This window comes from Croceitalea sp. MTPC5 (genome assembly GCF_036985505.1).
Taxonomy (GTDB): domain Bacteria; phylum Bacteroidota; class Bacteroidia; order Flavobacteriales; family Flavobacteriaceae; genus Croceitalea.
The window spans coordinates 563,659-584,080 of sequence record NZ_BTGQ01000002.1; the positions used below are offsets into that span (position 1 = coordinate 563,659).

The following is a 20,422-nucleotide window of genomic DNA, read 5'->3' on the forward strand; positions in this document are numbered from 1 at the left end:
AAGTAGTATGGAAGCGATTGTAATTGAAAAGGAAAAAGATAAAGCGGTACCAAAATTTAAAACTATCGACGAATCGGCACTTCCCAAAGGAGATGTCTTAGTAAGGGTCAATTATTCAGCCTTGAATTATTCCGATGCTGCAACAATGTTCAATATATGGAATATGGTGGAATCTTTTCCCCATATTCCAGGTATTGATTTCGTGGGCACAGTGATTAGGAGTTCAAACGAAAAATTCGATGTGGGTGAGCGTGTGTTACACACCAGCTACGGTGTGGGCTACAATCGCTTTGGCGGATTGGCGGAAAAAGCGGTTTCCAATGGGGATTGGTTGATTAAAGTACCCGATTCGGTAACGGATATTCAGGTAATGGGTCTCGGAACCGTCGGACTTACGGCAATGTTGGCTATCACTGAATTAGAAACCAACGGACTTATACCAGACGATGGAAAAGTACTAGTTACTGGTGCCACGGGTGGCGTAGGCTCTTTAAGCATTCAATTATTACATCAATTAGGCTATGAAGTAGTCGCCAGTACAGGAAAGTTGGATTCTTCAGCGGAATACTTGAAATCTATCGGAGCGTCTGAAGTTATTGACCGTGATGTTTTCAAAACTGAAACTAAAGAAAATTTAGAAGATGAAAACTATGCAGGTTTTATAGATTCCATAGGTGGTAATACATTATCCAGGGCCATTAAGCAATTGCAATATGAAGGCGTTGGTATCTCAACAGGAATAGTGACCGGTTTAGACCTTGATATATCTTTAGCACCCTTTGTGATGCGGGGTGTTAAGCTAATCGGAATCAATTCTGTCTACACGGAAAAGGGGAAACGCGAACGCGCATGGAAACGACTTTTTGAGTTGGTGGATTTTGAGACCTTAGGGAAATCCCTTAGGATCGAACCCATTGAGAAAGTTCCCCAATTGGCCCAGAATATGCTGAATGGAAATAATACCGGAAGAATCGTAGTACGCGTTTAAAGCTTTCTTTTTCGTATATAAATCCATATCTTACCGTACTACTAAAAATTAGCAGTATACGGTGAAAATCGATGATATATACACGTTCTCAAAAATTGAGGATTACTATGACTTTATAAACTTTGAATGCAAGGTATTCGACGGTTTTTCCATAGGTAGGTTGGAAGATTCGGCAGTGAATATCCCCCAAGTAATGCCACCTTACCGGAAACGGTTTTTTAAGATAATGGTGATTTTGGGTGGAGAAATCGATATGAAAAATAATTCTGAAGAAAAGCATTTGGAGAGCAATACGCTTTTCTTTTCAGGAGAAGGTCATATACAGTCTTGGGAGAGTATCAAACCTCTTTCAGGCTTTATCCTCTATTTCACTTCAGATTTTTATTCCGTTGTCCATAAAAAGAACAAACTGCATTCTGATTTCCCATTCTTTACACAGAATGCCTCAATGGGTATCAAGATCACCCCAGAAGAAACGGATCATTTAAAGAATACTTGTGAAAATATCATTCAACTGTCTGAACAAGATTTGGCCAATAAGAATGATATCTTCCGGTCATACCTCAATATCGTATTGTTGGAATCACTGAACCTTTATAAGCAAAAGATAGGAACGAGTAGCGTTACCGAGGATTCTGATACGCGTATCTTGAATCAATTCAATGAGTTGATAGAAGAACAATACGGTACAAGTAAAGAAGATGTTTTGAAATCCGTTAAGGAATTTGCCAATACAATGGCGATACATCCTACGCACCTTAATTATGTGGTTAAAAATCTAACTGGAAAAACCGCATTACAGACCATTCATAATCGACGACTACTCGAAGCCAAATCCCTATTGAGACAAACTTCCAAAACCGTAAGTGAGATTGCTTATGACCTTCATTTTGACAACCCTACCCATTTTGTGCGTTTTGTAAAGAAAAAAACGGGTAAAACACCCGTTCAGTTTAGGAATACTTAAAAAAGATTTGTTGTCGCTCATGTTTTGTCCCGGCCTTTATTCGTGATAAAAGTATATTTATGGTATGATCATAAGATCAGCGCTTCAAACAAGATGCTATGAAAAAGCTAAAATCAGCTTTGATAGTCTAGATAGCAATCTATCCTCACATAACCCTAATATTAATAGTATTTGGGGAATATTTGAACCATTGACCAATACTACCCAGAACTTTTCTATTGACCCTTGTTCCAGTAATCTTAATGGTGTACGTACCCATTCCATTTTGAACAAAGGGCTTTCGGTTTAAAAAGTAACCAAACAGTGATTTTTCAGGGATAGGGATCAACGTTTTTTAATTACCTTGGTAAGGTCTAAAACCAATTGGCTTGTTTAAATTTTTTACATCTAAAATATTTCCAATCCTCTTGGTAAACTTTATTGGAATCCTCGGGTATAGCCTAGTGATTCCAATATTGATTTTTATAGTAACCGATTTTGGGGGAAATGGTTTTATTTATGGTATCCTAGGTGCTACCTATCCTTTCTTTCAATTTATAGGCGCCCCGATCCTAGGTCGCCTATCCGATAAGATCGGAAGAAAGAAGGTATTGATAATCTCGCAAGTAGGTACCTTTATTGCCTGGCTTCTATTCCTTTTGGCTTTTGCATTGCCTAAAACCCAACTTTGGCAACAAAATACGGAACTTACAGGGAGCTATATGATGACCCTACCGCTAATCATTATATTTCTAGCACGCATTTTTGACGGGTTTACAGGGGGTAATATTTCCGTTGCGAATGCTTATATGTCAGATATATCCACGGACGAGGACCGAAATCGTAATTTCGGACTGATGGGTTCTTCTACAAGTTTAGGTTTTGTAATTGGTCCGGCCTTTGCAGGTCTTTTGGCAAGTTCATTTTTAGGTGAGATACTTCCATTGATTCTAGCTGCCCTAATTTCTTTGACCGCGATTTTCGTGATCAATTTTAGGCTTGAAGAAAGCGTACCTTGTATCGTTGATACGGGTGGCATATCCATTAAAAATGTACGGCGCTTTTTTCAGATTGAGCATAAAGACTGTTTTACCGAGGGTAGCGAAGCGCTAGAACCTGAAAGTAGTACGGGTTGGAAACGTGTTCTGAAAATAAAGGGGGTACCCTTGTTGTACGGTATCTATTTTTTGACCTTTTTTGGCTTTAGCCTTTTTTACGCTGGTCTTCCTATTTACGCCAATGGTATTCTAGAATGGTCTGCCATAGATCTAGGCATCTTTCTGGCCTATTCCAGCTTTATTATGATTCTAGTACAGGGGCCTTTACTGAGTAGGCTCGCAAAAAAAATATCGAGTAATTCCTTAGTGCTGATAGGTTCTTTTTTTCTAGCCTCAAGTTTCTTTTTATTGGCAATGAAGAACACCACCGTTCTATATATTGCCAATACCTTATTGTCTTTGGGCAATGGATTGATGTGGCCCAGTTTCTTAGCGCTTTTATCTGCCGCCGGCACCAAAAAAGCACAAGGAGCCATACAGGGCTACGGAACATCGATGGGTAGCATCGCAAGTATGTTAGGTTTGGTAATCGGGGGTACACTCTTTGAAAGCATAACTACGTCGGTCTTTATTCTAGGGGCATGTATCTTTGTGATTATAACACTTTTGATGTTGGTACATAGACATAGACATACCAGAGGTGAAGCACTGCAACCAGCTTAACACCTGTCCTATTTATATCCAATCGCCAACAATGGCAATTTTAATTAGATTATGGTCATTATGCCTTGGGTTTTGGTTAACCAAAGGCTTCAACACGGTTTTAAATTTGTAATGAATTTAAAACCAAGGAAATAATGAAAAATGGATGCCATCAATTAGACAGACCTTCACTATTGTATATCATTTTGGAAGAGCTGGTCTTTTTAAAAGAGACGCGAAAAACAACAGCTTACATTCTGAACGTATTGAAACGTTCTTACAACGGCGTCAAAGCAAAATACCGACGTGTTGTAAAAAACGAATGGACCCAAGCATACTTGATCCTCGCCGGATACATGACATTTTCGACCTTGCTCCTATTCGTTACCTATAAACTGGTCATGATATATTAAAAAGCTGTTATCGGTGCCCCTGACCAAACCATGCTTGGGCAAGGAAACGCCTTGTCAATCCAGGGATATTACGTACTACACTGAAATACTATTTTCAGCAATAAATAGACCTATCGTATTTTGGTGATAATGGTCAAAAAAATAACTTTGTGATATGTCGAAAAAAGAAATACCGGTATTCGAAACAAGTAACGATATTCACGAAGCTACGGGCTTTGACCATCGTAGTCATATACCTGGGTTTGACATTTTCACCCTTGAATCACTTGAACCTACGACAAGAAGATGTATGCCCCCATATCGCCAAGGATTCTATCAAATAGGTATTCTTAGCAATACCACCGGAAGCGAAATCAATTTGAATACCAATGCCGTTAAGTTGGAAAAACTACCCCTTTGGTTTGTGGTGCCAGGACAAATATTTTCTTGGGTACGCAGTTCAGAGACTGCCGGCTATCATATTCAATTTCGAAAAGAATTCATCGCCCATTCGATAGCCAATTTGACCGAAGAGTTTCCTTTTCTAAAACTTACCGAAAACAGTGTGTTCTTAATGACGGAAGAAGAACAAAAGTCCTTGGAATTTGATATGGCCCGGATGCTGTCCGTTTTTGAAAATCCACACCCATATCAAGAACGCATGTTAGAGGGCATGCTGGTTTCATTACTATATAATTGTAAAGCGGTTTTTGAGCGATTTAAAACTACCGAAAGCCACTTATCCAGAGGCCAGATTTTAACCCAACAATTTCAGCAATTGGTGGATAGGATTTACGCCGATTCCAAAAATGTCAGTGATTATGCCGAGCAACTAAATGTCACCCCCAATTACCTTACAACCACAGTAAAGCAAATCACGGGCAAAACAGCCAAGAATATCATACAAGAGCGTATTTTCTTGGAAAGTAAAACGATGCTGACCTTTACCGACTTGGATATTGCCCAAATAGGATTTCAACTTAACTTTCAAGAACCCACCCATTTCACACGCTTCTTTAAAAAGTTTAGCGGAACTACCCCGAACAAATTCAGACAAGCATTGTAATACCCATATTTAGGTCATTACCTATTAAAAACTGGTTATTTTTTCATGGCTATTGGCCAGAACTTTGTATTGTAATTCAAAAGACGTACTATGGACGATAGAAAAATAGCTTTAGTGACAGAAGCTGAAAATGGGCTGGCCTATAGGCTTGCAGGCATCTTAAGGGAAAAAGAATATGAGGTAATCATTGCAGCCCAAACAATGGCATATAACGATTTAAGAACGAAAGACTTGAAAGGGATGCGATTATTGGAAATGGATGTCACCACCACCAGCGGCATTACCCAATTGTACGCTTACATTAAAACGGTATACGGAAAACTTGATGTACTTATCAATAATGCGGAAATAGCGAATGGGTTCGGCCAGAAGTTGACCGAATTGGATATCACCCAGGTAAGGAAACTATATGATCGGAATTTCTTTTCGGTATTGCAACTAACCCAAAAATTGTATCCTTTATTACGGAAAGGCCATTCTTCGCGAATTATCAATAGTACCAGCGGACTGGGAAATCTAAGTAAGATGGGTAATGAGGATTTTTGTTATTCGAACTATAAAATGACGGCCTACTCCACTGCAAAGGCAGCTTTGGAAATGTTGACCCTTTTATTATCAAAGGAATTTGAGGGTACCAACATAACCATTTCGAGTTTTGACCCTATACGCCTGAAAAACTGTACCCACAACAGTGTCAAATTATGTAGCGAGGTCGAGCATGAACTTCTTGAACTATTGGAAACCCAGACACATTTTGAAACGATTTGAAATGAGTAAAATACCTTTTTAAAAGCACCCATTTCACGGCACAAAAAAATAAATCCCCTCTAGGTTTATATCTAAAAAGCACTCTTTACCATGCGGTCTAATTCTCGTTCAAGTATTTATGTACCATGCTGATTGACATTGAACCCTCTCCCACTGCCGAGGCTACCCTATTCATAGCACCACTTCGAACATCACCGGCCGCAAAAATACCCGGCACACTGGTCTCTAAAAGATATGGGGGCTTGTTTTGTTTCCATTGCGCTTCGGTAGATGTACTATCCAGCACATCCCTACCGGTTACCAAAAACCCTTTTTGATCCTTTAAAAAATCACTTCCTGTCCAATCTGTGTAGGGGCGTGCCCCAATAAAGATGAATATTGCCCGTGCATCAAGTAGCTCTTCTGATTTTAAGGTATTGTTGCGCAGTACCACTTGTTCAAGTCTAGATTCACCGATTGCCTCAATAATCTCAGAATTGGCTACCAATTCTATATTATCGGTATTATTTATTTGATCGATCAAATAAGAACTCATCGTACTTTCTAAAGAATCCCTACGTATCACAATACTGACTTTTTTGGCATATTTTGATAGATACATGGCCCCCTGCCCCGCACTATTGCCCCCGCCTACCACAAATACGTTGCCATCCTTACAGGTATGGGCCTCAGTAGTCGCCGCGCCATAGTACACGCCTGCTCCCGTTAGGGCATCCATGCCCTTGTTCGACAACTTTCGATAAGCAACGCCCGTTGCGATGACCACAGCTTTGCCCTTTACCTGGTCTCCGTTTGAAAGGGTGACGATCTTATAAGAATCTTGCACTTCAATTTTACTAACCTCTAGCGGGGACAGAAATTCAATACCGAACCTCGTGGCCTGTGTAATGGCCCTTCGGGCAAGATCGGATCCGCTTAGCCCTTTTGGAAACCCTAAGTAATTCTCGATGCGCGAACTGGTACCTGCCTGTCCACCCGGAGCTTTTCGGTCGATTAGTAAGGTTTTCAGGCCTTCACTGCCCCCATAGACCGCAGCGGCCAATCCGGCAGGGCCGGCCCCAATAATGATAACATCATACAAGGCTTCTTGGGCGTTGACGTGCAATCCTAATTTCTGTGCAATTTCAGTAAGGTCAGGGTTTTTCAAGACACTTCCATCCTCAAAAAAAACCGAAGGCAAGTCTTTTGATTCAAGCTTATTGGTTGAGACTAATTCCTTCGCGACATCCTCATTCTCTATATTTAAAAATTGATAGGGAAACATGTTTCCTGACAAAAAATCCTTGATGATATGCGTATTTCTAGAAAATGGATATCCTACCACGCGTAACCCTGAAAAGGGAGGGGAATAATGGGCAAGCCAATCTTGTAAAACGTCATCGATTACCGGATATAACTTTTCTTCTGGGGGATTCCATGGTTTGAGCAAATAATAATCCAATTGCACCTCATTGATTGCCTTGATGGCAGCATCGGTATCAGAATAAGCGGTAAGCAATACCCTTTTTGCTTGGGGATAGCTGCTCAGTGCCTTCTCTAAAAAATCTACCCCCAACATGTCGGGCATGCGTTGATCTGAAAGCAACAACGCTACTTCCCCTCCTTTATTCTTGAGCTCTTGAATGGCTTCAAGTGCCTCATGGGCCGAAGTTGTGGCCATGATCCTATAATCGTTTCGATATCTAGAACGCAGATCCCCCCGTATGGCGGCCAAAACTTGTGGATCATCATCTACGGCAATTATGATTGGCTTTTTCACGTGTTTTCTTGTTCTATATTATGATTTTTGGGCAGGCATACCTCAAATATCGTTTCCCCTGGTTTCGATTTTACCTTAAGCTGTCCATTGTGTTGTTTGATGATCTTCATGGCAACATCAAGCCCCAACCCGGTACCTTCCCCAATCTCCTTTGTCGTAAAAAAAGGTTCGAAAATATGGTTTAGATGTTCTTCTGCTATACCAGAGCCGTTATCCTTCACGTATACATAAACAAAATTCCCCGAGGCTTTGGTCTGAACTGAGATTTCTCCGCCTTTGTCCGGTAGCGCATGAATCGCGTTATCAATCAAGTTGGTCCAAACTTGGTTCAGTTCTCCGGGAAGCCCATGGATTTTTGGCACGTTACCATCAAACTGTACGGTAATCTTATGTCCGACTTTTGATATCTTATGGTCCAATACGTTAATGGTGCTTTGTATGCCCGTATGAATGTCCAACATTTGAAAATCCAGGCTTTGGTCCATGTAAGAATAGGTCTTTACCGATTTTACCAGGGTCTCTATTCTTGAAGACGCCTCTTTGATGTCGGTAACCGTTTTATGGGTCGTCATGTTCTGAACGATCCATTTTAAAACGGGATTAAAATCCTCTTCACGAAGAAATGATTTCACATATAATAAATCATCGGTATTGAATTGGTACTCGACCAGAAGGGGAACCAAGTCGTACTTGTCTTCAAGGCTACAATCCGTGAACCAATCGTATAGATCATCTTCTAGATTGTTTTTTTCGAGCATGGAAAGCCCTGAGGGTTTCTCTTCGAGCTTTCGATACATAAAATCATTTATTTTGTCAATAGCAGCTGCGTCGGCCCTAATTTTAATCACTTTTTTGAAATCTTCGGGCAATCCCTTTAAATGTTGCTGTAACAAAGAAGCACTTCGTACCATCGCAGAGGCCGGATTGTTAAGTTCATGCGCCAAGCCTGCCGAAAGCTTCCCTAAGGCAATGAGCTTTTCATTTTGCACCTCAATCTGGGTGATATTGCGAATACGATTGTTCATTTCATGCACCAAAACCTCAGTCAATTCATAGAACTTACCTATCAAGACCTGAAGTTTATCGCGGTGCAATTTGCCGACCACGGCGGGCTTAATGGCAATGGCAAAACCACTGGCATTTTTAGCCCTGGAATAAGGCAACAAACCCGATATGTCGTATTTTCTAAGTCTTCCAAACGCCTTACGACTATTGTTCCTTTGAAAATAAAGCTCGAAATCACCCTCAAAAATAAGTAGTAAATTATCAATGGAACTGCCCAACTCGAACAGATAGCTACCTGTTGCAAGCTCTTCAATCTCCAAATTTTCCCTCAACCAATCCAATTGTTCTTTTGGCACCTTTTGCAATTGGGGGAAATCGGTAAGTTCGTAGGTCATATTCGTATCTTGTAATATAGCGGCATGTAGCCAATTTTGTTCCCTGAAAGATAACGAACTTCAGCTAAAAAAGCAGCCTAGAAACAACAAAGGATCCCATCATCTTTTCAAAGGGGAAATCGATTTTTCAGACCAAGGAATAGTTGTAAATTGACAACACCAAAAATCAACTTATGCAACATCATGTACTTTTCAACCTGTTCGCCATTTTTGGTGTGGCCACGGCAGTAATCGTAATATGCAAGTTTCTTAAAATCAGGTATATTATCGGCTATCTGATAACGGGGGTATTGTTAAGCCCGAATACCAGCAGGTATTTTGCCGATATGGAAGAGGTTGATGTATACGCTGAAATCGGAATAATACTTTTACTCTTTACGGTGGGATTGGAATTTTCATTCAGCAATCTCAAACGAATCAAGAACTATGTTTTAATCGGCGGAGCTTCACAGGTTTTCTTTACCATCGTGCTTACCGCCTCGCTGATATGGGTGTTGATGCGACCCTCATTAGAGGAGAGTATTTTTTGGGGGTTTCTCTATGCATTGAGCAGCACGGCGATTGTGGTGAAGGTGATGCAAGACACCAACAAGATCACCACCCCACACGGAAAGTTTATTTTGGCCATTTTACTTTTTCAAGATATCATGATCGTTCCGTTGATGTTGTTTACCCCGATACTTGCAGGTGCGGGGGAAACCAGTACCGCTGAGGCTTTGCTTTGGCTATTGGGCAAATTGATCTTGATGGGCGGAATTGCGTATTTACTGGCTCGCTTTATCATTCCGTTTTTCTTGAAGACCGTAATGAAAATTCAAAGTCAAGAGGTTTTTTTGATAGCTACCGTCTTCATAGTCACCGGCGTCGCCCTACTCACTGAGAAACTGGGGCTCTCTTTGGCCTTGGGGGCATTTATTGCAGGCTTGATCATTGCAGAAACAGAATACAACCGCATGGCCATATCATGTTTTCTTCCATTTCGCTATGTCTTTATGAGTTTCTTTTTTATCTCGATGGGGATGTTGCTTGATTATCAAATTTTCATGACCGATTTCGGGTGGATCGTTTTCTGGTTCTTCTTTGCATTGATTGTAAAGGCCATAGCAGGAATTTTGGCCGTAAAAGTGATGAAACTGGATTGGAAGACCGCTCTGGCCGTTGGGTTTTCCATTGCGCAAATTGGGGAATTCTCTTTCGTATTGGCGCAAAGTGGATTAGAATACGAACTTATAAGCAAAAACAATTATCAAATCTTCTTGGCCGTATCCATTTTGTTGATGTCGGTAACCCCGTTTATCGTTGCCAAGGCCGAAAAAATACAACCCACCTTTGCCAAACTAACACGAACTAAGGGCCATGTCTGAAAAAAAGCTAAAATTGTATGGTACCAACTGGTGTACCAAATCTGCCAACCTTCGAAATTACCTACAGTCCATTTGGATGGAATTTGAAGATTATAATGTCGAGACCCAACCGGAAGCAGATAAAACCGTCCGTGCACTTTATGATGGTCAATTGAAATTCCCCACCGTTACGTATGGGGAACATTTTTTGAAAAATCCGTCCATCAAAGAATTGGATAAATTTTTAGAGGAGCATGATTTGATGACCTGACCTTATGCCGTTAGCCCCTTTTAAAGATTCCATAGGCAAAGTTTGACATGGGCTTGGGGATACCCTATTTTTTTTTGGCAAAAACCCTTTGCAAATACGATAATGGCGGAAAGATGGCATGCTTATGACGTCATCAACACAAGTTAGAATACATATATTTGGGCAGTCTATAATCTATGGAAAAACAATCCCTTGGGATGCAATTGGTTCATCTCAGAAAATTAAAAGGCCATACCCAAAATAGTCTGGCAGCAGCATCTGGCGTTGCTATAAGAACGATTCAACGCATAGAGAAAGATGAAGTAAGCCCGCAAATCGAAACCATAAAGCTGCTTGCTGAATCTTTGGGGGTACCAGCCAATGCGCTATTGTCCACTAAAATACCTGAGCACGAAAACCTTCAAAAAAAATGGTTGTTTTTTATACATGTTTCCCCTTTGCTAGGTTTCCTATTTCCATTCTCCATATTATTTCCGCTTTTTCTTTGGCTTCATAAAAAAGAGGACGATCTTATTTATGACATTCATGGTATCAAAGTCATCAATTTTCAGTTGAGTATGACCATATTGTATGTGCTCGCTTTCATCGCCTTGCTCTTCATTCAAGGTTGGGGATTTTTGTTTTTTATCCTTATTTTTCCATTTAATTTTCTAGTTATCACTTATAACATTTTTAAAACCGTGTACACGAAAAACTGTTACTACCCCCTCGCGATTCCTTTTCTAAAAAATCCAAAAAATAGACCCAAAAACAAGAAATTCCTTTTTATGATTTCCATGTTCATTGTCTTTTTTGGGTGTACCTCAAATAAGGAAGGTAATGAATTTGAAAAACTTGCTGAATACGAGGGAAAATATGAATATAGCAACAACACCTCTTTGGCCATTGTCGCCTCTAAACTAGATACCACCCTGTATGCCGTCATTGACAAAGCAAAATATCCTTTAAAACAAATCCATCTAGACAGTTTTGTCAATATACAAAATAGCCCTGTGGTGTTTCAAAGGGATAAGAACAAGAGAATCATCGGTTATAAGTCAAGTGGCCAAACCTTTGACCTGATTACCAGGGAATATGAAAGACCTGAACTATTGCCAAGAAAAGAATTGTTCAACAAAGCTGAAAGCTATGCTTACCAAATACCGGTAGCACTGAATGATGGATTGGAAACAGGTGCCTTGGCAGATGCGTTTGAAAATCCCGATGAGATCATCGAAATGGTTAAAAAGACGATTGATGGCAGCTATCCTGACGTTCACAGTATCTTAATCTATAAGAACGACAAACTGGTGCTTGAAGAATATTTTTATGGTTATGATAAGGATACCCCTCACCAATTACGGTCGGCAACAAAACCGATTATCGGTGGCATCATGGGCATCGCCATTGATCAAGGATTCATCAAAAGTGAACAAGAAAAACTTTTACCCTTCTTCGAATCAAGCTATCCTGATATCTTGAATATGGATGATAGGAAAAAAGCAATAACCATTGCAGATTTCCTAAGGTACCGCCATGGTCTTGATTGCGATAACAACAACCCTGAAAGCAAGGGGAATGAGGCATTGATGATGGCGAGTAATGATTGGGTAAAACACACGCTAGATTTGCCAACGGTGACCGAACCTGGCACGGCATCTTCGTATTGTACCGGTTGTGCATTGACCATAGGCAGCTTGGTAGAAAAAGTAACCAACGAAAAAATTGAGGATTTTGCCAAGAAAAATCTTTTTAGCCCGTTGGGGATAACGAATTACAAGTGGGTTTTTGAACCAAATCAAGAGAGCATGACAAATTTTAGTCAACTTTCAATGACACCTAGGGATTTGGTAAAGTTGGGCAAAGTTTACAAAGACAAGGGCAAGTGGAGCGGAAAACAGATCTTATCAGAAAGCTGGGTCAACAAAACCTTTGATACCGACGATGGAGATTATGGTTATGCTTGGCAGCATAAGTATTATAACCTAGACGGAAAACGTTTTGACTCGTATTTAGCCACAGGCAATGGAGGGCAAAAAATAAGCGTTTGGCCAGAACTGGATATGGTTACGGTTTTCACCGGGGGTAATTATAATTCTTACCTAATTTATGGCAAGAGCACCCCACCAAACGAGATGATCCCGAAGTATCTACTAAATGCGGTTGAATAGCCGAAGGGGAATTCGGGTTTGAAAAACTTGAATTGTTATCGTTTCAGCCTGGTTAACTTCCTCCACCTATTCAACCACTCCTTTAAACTGCCAACACGGTAAACCGCTTACTCCTAGCAAATGGAGTGCAGTGGCAAGCAGAAACTGTTGATTTCATCATCAACTAATCGTTGGTTTTGCGTTTAACCTATCTTTTGTAAACCACTTAAAGAGTATAGGTACAACCAACAACGTCAACAAAGTAGACGAAATCATTCCCCCGATAAGTGTCCAACCCAAAGGAGACCACAACGAAGTACCTGAAAAAGTCAAGGGCATCAAACCAAGAATCGTAGTAAGCGATGTGAGGACTATTGGTGTAAACCTTCTTTTGGCCGCCATTTCGATAGCGGTTATTTTATCCTGGCCTTCGGCCATGAGCTGATTGGTATAATCCACTAGGATGATTGAATTATTAATGACGATTCCTATAAGGCTGATAAACCCTACAAAGGCAAAAAAGGAAAATGACCAACCTGATAAAAATAACGCTATAAAAGAGCCGCTTATGGCCAAGGGAATGGCAGAAAAAATAATCAAGGGTTGGGTAATTGATTTAAATTGCAGTACAAGCACCGCAAATATTAAGATGAGCGCCGTCAACAAAAGTATACCCAAATCCCCAAAGCTTTCGGTCTGGGTCTCATATTCGCCCCCAATGTAATACCGATATCCCTTTGGCCAGTCATAGTTCTCTAGTTTTGGAATAATGGCCTCTGTATAGGCCTTGGTGTTGTCAGGATCGATAACGTTTGCCGTTATAGCCGTATTACGTTCCGTATTGAAATGGTTTATTTTTGCATAATCTTGTTCAAACTGGATCGTAGCCAGTTGACGTAGGGGAATATTTTCACCTACGGTACTGGTTACATATACTTTATCAAAATCTTCTAGCGAAGGTTTGGTGGTAAATGGCAACCGTATAATCAAGGGATAATCCTCATCATCCCCATCAATTTGAATATTATCTATGTTCAATCCGTTTAGACTTGCCCGTATGGTTTGATCAAGGTCCAGTAAGGAAACATTGAGAAGTGACGCCTTATCCCGGTTTACCTCTATTTTAATATCGGTTTTCGCCACGGCCAAAGGGTTATCAACATCCAAGGTTCCTTCAGTTTCAGCTACAATTTTTTCAATGTCATATGAGATTCGCTTTAGGGTATCGAGCTCGTTTCCTATCAATAAAATTTCAATGGGTGCTTCAAAAGGGGCGCCATTTTTTAGTTCACGAAATGAGATCATGGCATCCGGATAATCCTCAAATGCCTTTCTAAATTGATCTAACGTTCTATAGAACAGCTCGGGATTCCAATCATCAAAATTCACCAAAACCCCTCCATGGTACGTTTTGTATTCTTCGGGAATACGATTGTAATATACCTGCGGATTTCCATGCCCCGCATTGGTGGTATAGTGTGAAACAAATTCAGTAGTATCCAAGACCGATTCAATAAAGCGCAACGTTTTGTCGGTGTGTTCAATATTACTGGAATAGGGATGATCTACATCAATGAGCAACATGGGTTTATCGGCAGTAGGAAAAAAGCTTACACCAATACTGGGAAACAATAACAACGAAAACAACAACACTGCAAACCCGCCCAAGACGACCATCCATCCTTTTTTAAGGGAGAAGGACAATAAAGGTCTATACCACGTTTCTACAAAGGACTCCAGCTTTTTGGATATTACGGCTCTTTTAACCGCTTTCCCTTTTTTTAATACCCTACTGGCAAGTATAGGCGTAAAGGTCAATGCCAATAGAAGTGAAGCGGTCAATACGTATATTACCGTTAACGGTAGGCTACGTAAAAATTCGCCCGGCCCGCTCGACAATAGTGTTAAGGGTGCAAAAGCCAATACCGTGGTAACGGTGGAACTGATGATAGCATACCCCACTTCTCCCGTTCCCTTGGCGGCGGCCTCCAATAAGGTGTGTCCCTCACGTTTGAAACGCACAATGTTTTCGATAACCACGATACCGTTATCCACTAAAAGCCCAAGGGCAATGACCAATGCCGCGATACTTATTTGCTGTAGTGCATAATCGGTAAAATCGAGTAGCATTACAGCTATTAAAATGGAAAGCGGAATAACGACCATAATCACCATGGCGGGTCGCCATCCTAAAAACAATAGAATAATGACACCTACTAAAATGATTCCTTGAAAGAGATTGGTTATAAAATCGTTGATTCTTAATTTCACGGCTGGTGCTTGTTCAAAAGCCGTTTCCAAAGCAATAGTAGTTGGAAGTTCGGCTATAAAATTCGAGGTTATTTCTTCAAGTTCTTCAGAAAGTTTAAGAATATTGCCTCCCTTCTTTTGGGTCACCGAAACGTAAATGGCTTTTTTACCATTGAAACGGCCTATCCATCGTAAATCTTCATAGTCATATGCTACAGTAGCTATGTTACTTAGATATATGATTTGTCCACCATTGGAAGTAATGGCAGTATTGCGGAGTTGCCCTAACGTATCATAGCTGCCCGTTGATTTGAGGTTGAAACCCAGATCACCGGATTTTATAGTACCCCCCGGTACATTGACGTTGTTACCTTGCAATGTTCCAATTACTTGGCGAAGAGGAATGCCCAAGGTGGCCATTTTTTGGAAATCGAGGCTGATTCGAATCTCCTCCTGTGGGTTTGCTTCAACTTCGACCTTATTTACCAAATCGGAGGTTTCAAGAGCATCTTCCAATTTTTCGGCATAGTCATGGAGCGTTTTGTAGGATTCGTTGTCAGAGACCATTGCGAATTGATTGACCACAACTCTATCCGCAGGTTTGAACTGGTCAATGTCGAGTTCAATGATACCGTCCGGAAGTTCATTGCGTATTTTATTGATTTCAGAAACAATATCGTCATACTTCCCGTCATAGTCGATTCCAAACTCTGCTTCAATCTGCAAAACGGCAAGTCCGTTAGCAATTTCTGTTTTTATTTCGGTAATGTCATCCAGTTCGTCTACAACGTCTTCGATAGGATCAACGATCAACTCTTCCATATCTTCGGGGCTAGCACCTGGATATACGACTACCACGGTATAATTTGGAAGGGATAGGAATGGATCTTCGGAGCGCGGCATGGTCGTGAAGGAACGGATGCCTAAAAAAACCAAAAGAAAAACCGTTGTAAGAACAAAAAGATAGTTTCTAAGTGCTAGATAGGGTAGTTTCATTGTATAATATTTATGGAATCGTTATTCTTTAAATAAGGGGCGCCCCTTGTAATTACTTTTGCATCTTCAGGAAGCTCTGAAACCGCTATTGTAAAATAATCACCCTTGATTTCAAGCACCTCAACTTCTACGTTCGTCAACGTTTTTTCATCTTGGGTAAAATAGATAGAGGCCTTTCTTTCGTTCCCTTCCACTAATGCGTTCATTGGTATTTTAAGTGATGGGAACTTCGAAGACGGGTAGATCGCAACTTTGCCAATGAATCCATTCTTCAATTCGGGAATAAAATTACCGATGGTAAGCTCAACTTCAAAAAGGCCTGTTTTCGGGTTTGCCGATCCGGCTATTTCGGTGACCTTAGCTTCAAATTCCTTGTTTACAAACGCATCGAAACCGATTAATGCCTTGTCCCCCAAACCAACTCTTATAATGTCTTTGTCCGATAGTCCTAGACGTACGATCTGTGAACCGTTTGTATGGGAGCTACCGATTATGTAAACCGGTTGCCCAGCAGAAACCAATTCCCCCTCTTCAACTAATCTTTTGAGCACCCTAGCGGTTATTGGGGCACCCAATACGGCATGTTGCTGATTAAACCGGGCAATTTGAAGGTTGGATCTAGCAATTTCACTGGTCGTTTTGGCATTTTGTTGCTGTTCCAAAGTTCCGACCGTATCACGATATAAATTTGTTGCGCGTTCCAAATCGCGTACCGATTTGTTATAGTTTTTTTGTGCACCGACTACTTGGGCATTGATTTCGGTAAGGTCGAGACTGCCCAACCGTTGTCCTTTTTCAATCGTTTCTCCTTCCTCTACGCGCAGATTCGCAACGATACCACTAATTTTAAAGGATAAGACTATTTCTTCTTTGGATAATAGGGTACCCGTCGCTGTTATAGGTTGTACATTCAACAATCGTTCTACATGTTGCACCCCTACATTCTTGTAGTTCACTATTTTAGTGGTTCCGTCTTTGGTGTATTCTTTTTTACAACTGTAGAACAGGGCAACGATGACCACCAATACAATTAAAATTTTATTTCTCATGACTATATATTATTTTGTGTTATTCTTAAAAGGTTGGCTTTGGCTATTTTGATATTGAACCGTGCGATGGATTCATTAAGTTGCGCCGTAGTAAGATTTGTTCTTGCTTCGTTGAAGGTCACCAAAAGCACCTGTCCTTGTTTGTATTTTGCTTCGATGATCTTGAAGTTTTCAGTGGCACTTTTAAGTTGTGACAATCGAGACCCGTATACTGCCAGGGATTCTTCGTACTCGTAATAACCTTTTGAAGCTTCGAGAAGAATACTGTTCTCAACTTCGGAATAATCGGTTTCCAGTTGCTTTTTTTGCAATTTGGCCCGGTGTATCTTGGCTTTGTTACGCCTACCCTGAAAAATGGACCAAGACAGCTTAAAGCCTATCAAGTAATAGTCCTGGTTTTGATCAAAATCATACCCAAAACCTTGATATCCGAATTCTGCGGCGGCACTGACATCGGGAATGAGATACCCTTTGTTTCGTTTTATTTCGAACTTGTTCGCCGCAATCCCGTTTTTAATACTTTCCAACTCACTCCTATTGGCAAGTGCTGATTTTTGCAGTGCCAAAAGATTATACTTGGCATTATTTTGCCGTACGGATGTATCAATACGAATTGGGGACTCTAAATCTTTGTTCAACAAGAAGTTGAAAAAATTTTGGGAAACCGCAATATTCCTTTGTACTGTAGCCAATTGTGCCTCAATTTCATAATTTTGAGCTTCGGCATTGTACAAAACGTCTTTGGTAGCAACTCCATATTTGACAAATTTTCCATTGACCCTTACCAGTTCTTTCACAATGAGACGTGTACTGTCCAATATGGTTTTCTGCGCTATAAGTTTCAGATGATTATAATAGGCTTTGCGTATCTCAAAGGAAAGTTCATTCTTATAGGCTTCTTCTTTGGCTTCGTTAACCGTAATCTGTGCCTTGCTCGCCTTGTAACCGTAATAGATATCCGTATTTAGAATAGGCTGTACGATCTGTAATTTGGTTTCATGAAAATCATTTGGTAGCAGTTGCTCGCTGACATTGGCCAAATCGGTCGGGAATTGATTTGAGTTCGTCAATTGGTTTAAGGTGGCGTAGGCCGGATTGAATAAATCCCCAACAGGAATGTCTATAGTACGCCCACCATCTGCGAGTGTATAACTCGCATTGAATGAGAAATCTGGCAAAAAGCGACTTCTGGCTATTTTACCCTCCTCTTTGGAAATATTCGTATTAAGGCGTTCTTTTAAGTACTGACGATTGTTACGCAATCCTTCTTCAACATAGGCTTCCAAGTTACTTTGGGTATGTACTGACATGCTACACAAGAGCAGGGAAAACAACGTATATTTTAGCTTGTTCTTCATAATAATCGTATTAAAATTTGATGTTGTCGTGACAATTGGATTACTTTTATTATTTTATGTTGTATATACAACATTTATCTTAAATTTTTTAAAGCATCCTTTTTTCCAGGTTTTTAAGACTACCCATTCCCTCATCATTCAATGTTCCCATAAGGATATCCATAGCCTTCTCCCATTTGGGAATTATCGTTTTTGCCAGATCAATACCCTTTTCTGTCAATTCTACTTCGGGTCTGTAATCATTGGTACGCACTACCAGGCCCTGCTTCTCCAAAAGCTTGAAGTTTCTACTAATCGTGGACCGCTCTAAACATAAGGCCTCCCCTATTTTCCCTTGCTCTACCCTCCCCATTTCATGTAAGGTAAAGAGTAAGGTTACTTGATTCTCCGTAATCTTGTGGTCACTCAATACCTTTCTTATGTGACCGTCCGCTATCCGCGATAGTCTTCTCAATCTAAATGCGACACAATGGCTTAGTGCATATTTCATGGGACAAAGATAATTCCATATGTTGTATATGCAACTTTATTAACTTTAGATTAACATTCTTGCCCTAGTTGGATCTAGGGCCTCCATGTCTTATCATTCGGTTGCTAAACCCAAGTATAGCACTAAACCCATCCTTATTAAAATTTCATTTGGGTATTACCTATTAAGGCATGGCGAACCAGATATTTGACACCAACTATAGCAACTACTGTTTCATAGGGGGTAAATTGCCGCTCTTGCCTATTCGACCGCAAGGAAACCCCAAACGAGATGATTACCAAGTAGTTATTAAATACGGTTGAATAAATCCGAACATAATAGCACCTAGTGCTTTATACCACATCAGTTCAACCTTCTGTATTTTTTTAAAGTCTTGACCAATAGTTCATGGGGTAAGGCATAGGCCTTATTTCCGTTGATTCCTTCCATATCATCAGCAGCTAACATGGCATTGATGATCGCCTCTTCAACAGCTTGGGAAGTGGCCTCGAATAAGGGTGTCATTTGATCATTCGGAAGGGTACGAACCGTAGTCATGACCTCTCGGTCAAACGCCTTTTCATTGGCCGTGGAAAGAGCGATAAAGATATCACCGGACCCATTGCTTCCATAGCCTCCAACGGCCCTAATCCCCAATGGAACGCGTTGTGCTATACGTTTTAACTGGTGGGGAAGCAAGGGTGCATCCGTCGCTACGACAACGATTATGGAACCATCTCCAGGTTGTCGCCTTGACTTTGGGGAACCTTTAAAAACGTAATTTAAGGTATCCTTTAATTCTTGACCAACGGGTACCCCAGCCACAGTCAAATTTTTCTTGGCACCAAAATTTGCCTGTACCAAGGCTGCAAGGGTATAGGTACTATCCTTTATTTTTACTATTCTCGAAGAAGTTCCCGTTCCTCCTTTAAAACCTAAACACATCATTCCTGTGCCACCCCCAATATTTCCCTCTTTAATTGCAGCTCCAGAAACGTTCTCAATGGCCTCTAGCACATGCTTTTCCTTGACATGAAATCCATAAATATCATTCAAGAATCCATCATAGGTTTCCGCGACTACGGGATAGGTATACCACCAATCTTCCCCACTATACCAATCGTGGTCAACATACCACTTCAGAACGGCATCCCTAACAACACCAACGCTATTGGTATTGGTAATCATAATAGGGGTCTCTAAAAAACCGGACTCGGTTACCCAGGTCGTGCCGGTCATTTCACCATTGCCATTCAAACTGTACCAATTGGCATATACAGGGCTGAATTTCTTTGCTTTTCCCCTTGGAAAAATGGCGGTAACCCCAGTTCTAATCGGGCCTTTTCCCAAAACATTTCCACCCTTTCCCGAAATTATAGTGCTATATCCTACTTCAACACCTTTAACATCGGTAATGGCATTTAATTTTCCCGTCTTTCCCTCAAACGGAATCTTTAGATCCCTAGCCCTTGGTTTCTGGGAAAAGACCAAAAGACCAATACTCAAAAATAATACGGTACTAATAGTTCTTTTCATTC

The 20,422-nt window shown here is 40.6% G+C and carries 17 protein-coding genes; 10 read left to right on the top strand and 7 right to left on the bottom strand.

Annotated elements, in window-relative coordinates:
* Positions 1-7 precede the first annotated feature (7 nt).
* The 7 genes from AACM45_RS07605 (at position 8) to AACM45_RS07635 (ending at position 5,860) form a co-directional block, all read left to right on the top strand.
* Positions 8-988, top strand: a complete 981-nt coding sequence (locus AACM45_RS07605) for an acrylyl-CoA reductase family protein (RefSeq protein WP_339141801.1) — start codon at positions 8-10, stop codon at positions 986-988.
* A 61-nt stretch (positions 989-1,049) separates the two neighbouring features.
* On the top strand, positions 1,050-1,955 hold the full coding sequence (locus tag AACM45_RS07610) for a helix-turn-helix domain-containing protein (protein WP_339141803.1): 906 nt from the start codon (positions 1,050-1,052) through the stop codon (positions 1,953-1,955).
* Positions 1,956-2,019: 64 nt separating this feature from the next.
* Positions 2,020-2,244 carry a hypothetical protein gene (locus AACM45_RS07615; RefSeq protein WP_339141805.1) on the top strand — a complete coding sequence of 75 codons (225 nt, stop codon included), beginning with the start codon at positions 2,020-2,022 and terminating at the stop codon, positions 2,242-2,244.
* A 79-nt stretch (positions 2,245-2,323) separates the two neighbouring features.
* Complete coding sequence (locus AACM45_RS07620) at positions 2,324-3,655, top strand: MFS transporter (RefSeq protein ID WP_339141807.1); 1,332 nt, start codon at positions 2,324-2,326, stop codon at positions 3,653-3,655.
* 134 nt (positions 3,656-3,789) lie between these two features.
* Complete coding sequence (locus tag AACM45_RS07625) at positions 3,790-4,047, top strand: hypothetical protein (RefSeq protein WP_339141808.1); 258 nt, start codon at positions 3,790-3,792, stop codon at positions 4,045-4,047.
* Between the two features lie 154 nt (positions 4,048-4,201).
* Complete coding sequence (locus tag AACM45_RS07630; RefSeq protein ID WP_339141809.1) at positions 4,202-5,092, top strand: helix-turn-helix domain-containing protein; 891 nt, start codon at positions 4,202-4,204, stop codon at positions 5,090-5,092.
* 90 nt (positions 5,093-5,182) lie between these two features.
* Positions 5,183-5,860, top strand: coding sequence for an SDR family NAD(P)-dependent oxidoreductase (locus AACM45_RS07635; RefSeq protein WP_339141810.1), 678 nt, complete (start codon positions 5,183-5,185; stop codon positions 5,858-5,860).
* Positions 5,861-5,957: 97 nt separating this feature from the next.
* On the opposite strand, the gene AACM45_RS07640 is transcribed toward AACM45_RS07635, so the two are convergent.
* Together AACM45_RS07640 and AACM45_RS07645 are read right to left on the bottom strand one after the other, a co-directional pair.
* Positions 5,958-7,619, bottom strand: a complete 1,662-nt coding sequence (locus AACM45_RS07640) for an FAD-dependent oxidoreductase (RefSeq protein WP_339141811.1) — start codon at positions 7,617-7,619, stop codon at positions 5,958-5,960.
* Complete coding sequence (locus AACM45_RS07645) at positions 7,616-9,019, bottom strand: sensor histidine kinase (protein ID WP_339141812.1); 1,404 nt, start codon at positions 9,017-9,019, stop codon at positions 7,616-7,618. Before AACM45_RS07645 ends, AACM45_RS07640 begins: the two co-directional genes overlap by 4 nt.
* Positions 9,020-9,192: 173 nt before the next feature.
* Here AACM45_RS07645 and AACM45_RS07650 point away from each other — a divergent pair, with 173 nt between their 5' ends.
* The 3 genes from AACM45_RS07650 to AACM45_RS07660 all read left to right on the top strand — a co-directional run bounded on the left by AACM45_RS07650 (position 9,193) and on the right by AACM45_RS07660 (position 12,783).
* Positions 9,193-10,383, top strand: a complete 1,191-nt coding sequence (locus AACM45_RS07650) for a cation:proton antiporter (RefSeq protein WP_339141813.1) — start codon at positions 9,193-9,195, stop codon at positions 10,381-10,383.
* On the top strand, positions 10,376-10,633 hold the full coding sequence (locus tag AACM45_RS07655) for a glutaredoxin family protein (protein ID WP_339141814.1): 258 nt from the start codon (positions 10,376-10,378) through the stop codon (positions 10,631-10,633). The genes AACM45_RS07650 and AACM45_RS07655 overlap by 8 nt, the downstream gene beginning before the upstream one ends.
* A gap of 176 nt (positions 10,634-10,809) precedes the next feature.
* On the top strand, positions 10,810-12,783 hold the full coding sequence (locus AACM45_RS07660) for a serine hydrolase (protein WP_339141815.1): 1,974 nt from the start codon (positions 10,810-10,812) through the stop codon (positions 12,781-12,783).
* 159 nt (positions 12,784-12,942) lie between these two features.
* On the opposite strand, the gene AACM45_RS07665 is transcribed toward AACM45_RS07660, so the two are convergent.
* The 5 genes from AACM45_RS07665 to AACM45_RS07685 all read right to left on the bottom strand — a co-directional run bounded on the left by AACM45_RS07665 (position 12,943) and on the right by AACM45_RS07685 (position 20,420).
* The gene (locus tag AACM45_RS07665; RefSeq protein ID WP_339141816.1) at positions 12,943-16,008 is read right to left on the bottom strand and encodes an efflux RND transporter permease subunit; all 3,066 of its coding nucleotides are present in this window, start codon (positions 16,006-16,008) and stop codon (positions 12,943-12,945) included.
* Positions 16,005-17,057 carry an efflux RND transporter periplasmic adaptor subunit gene (locus AACM45_RS07670; protein WP_339141818.1) on the bottom strand — a complete coding sequence of 351 codons (1,053 nt, stop codon included), beginning with the start codon at positions 17,055-17,057 and terminating at the stop codon, positions 16,005-16,007. Before AACM45_RS07670 ends, AACM45_RS07665 begins: the two co-directional genes overlap by 4 nt.
* Before the next feature lie 2 nt (positions 17,058-17,059).
* On the bottom strand, positions 17,060-18,415 hold the full coding sequence (locus AACM45_RS07675) for a TolC family protein (RefSeq protein ID WP_339141820.1): 1,356 nt from the start codon (positions 18,413-18,415) through the stop codon (positions 17,060-17,062).
* Positions 18,416-18,503: 88 nt separating this feature from the next.
* Entirely contained in the window at positions 18,504-18,905 is a 402-nt protein-coding gene (locus tag AACM45_RS07680; protein ID WP_339141821.1) for a MarR family winged helix-turn-helix transcriptional regulator, read from the bottom strand.
* 342 nt (positions 18,906-19,247) lie between these two features.
* Positions 19,248-20,420, bottom strand: coding sequence for a DmpA family aminopeptidase (locus AACM45_RS07685; protein WP_339141823.1), 1,173 nt, complete (start codon positions 20,418-20,420; stop codon positions 19,248-19,250).
* Positions 20,421-20,422 lie beyond the last annotated feature (2 nt).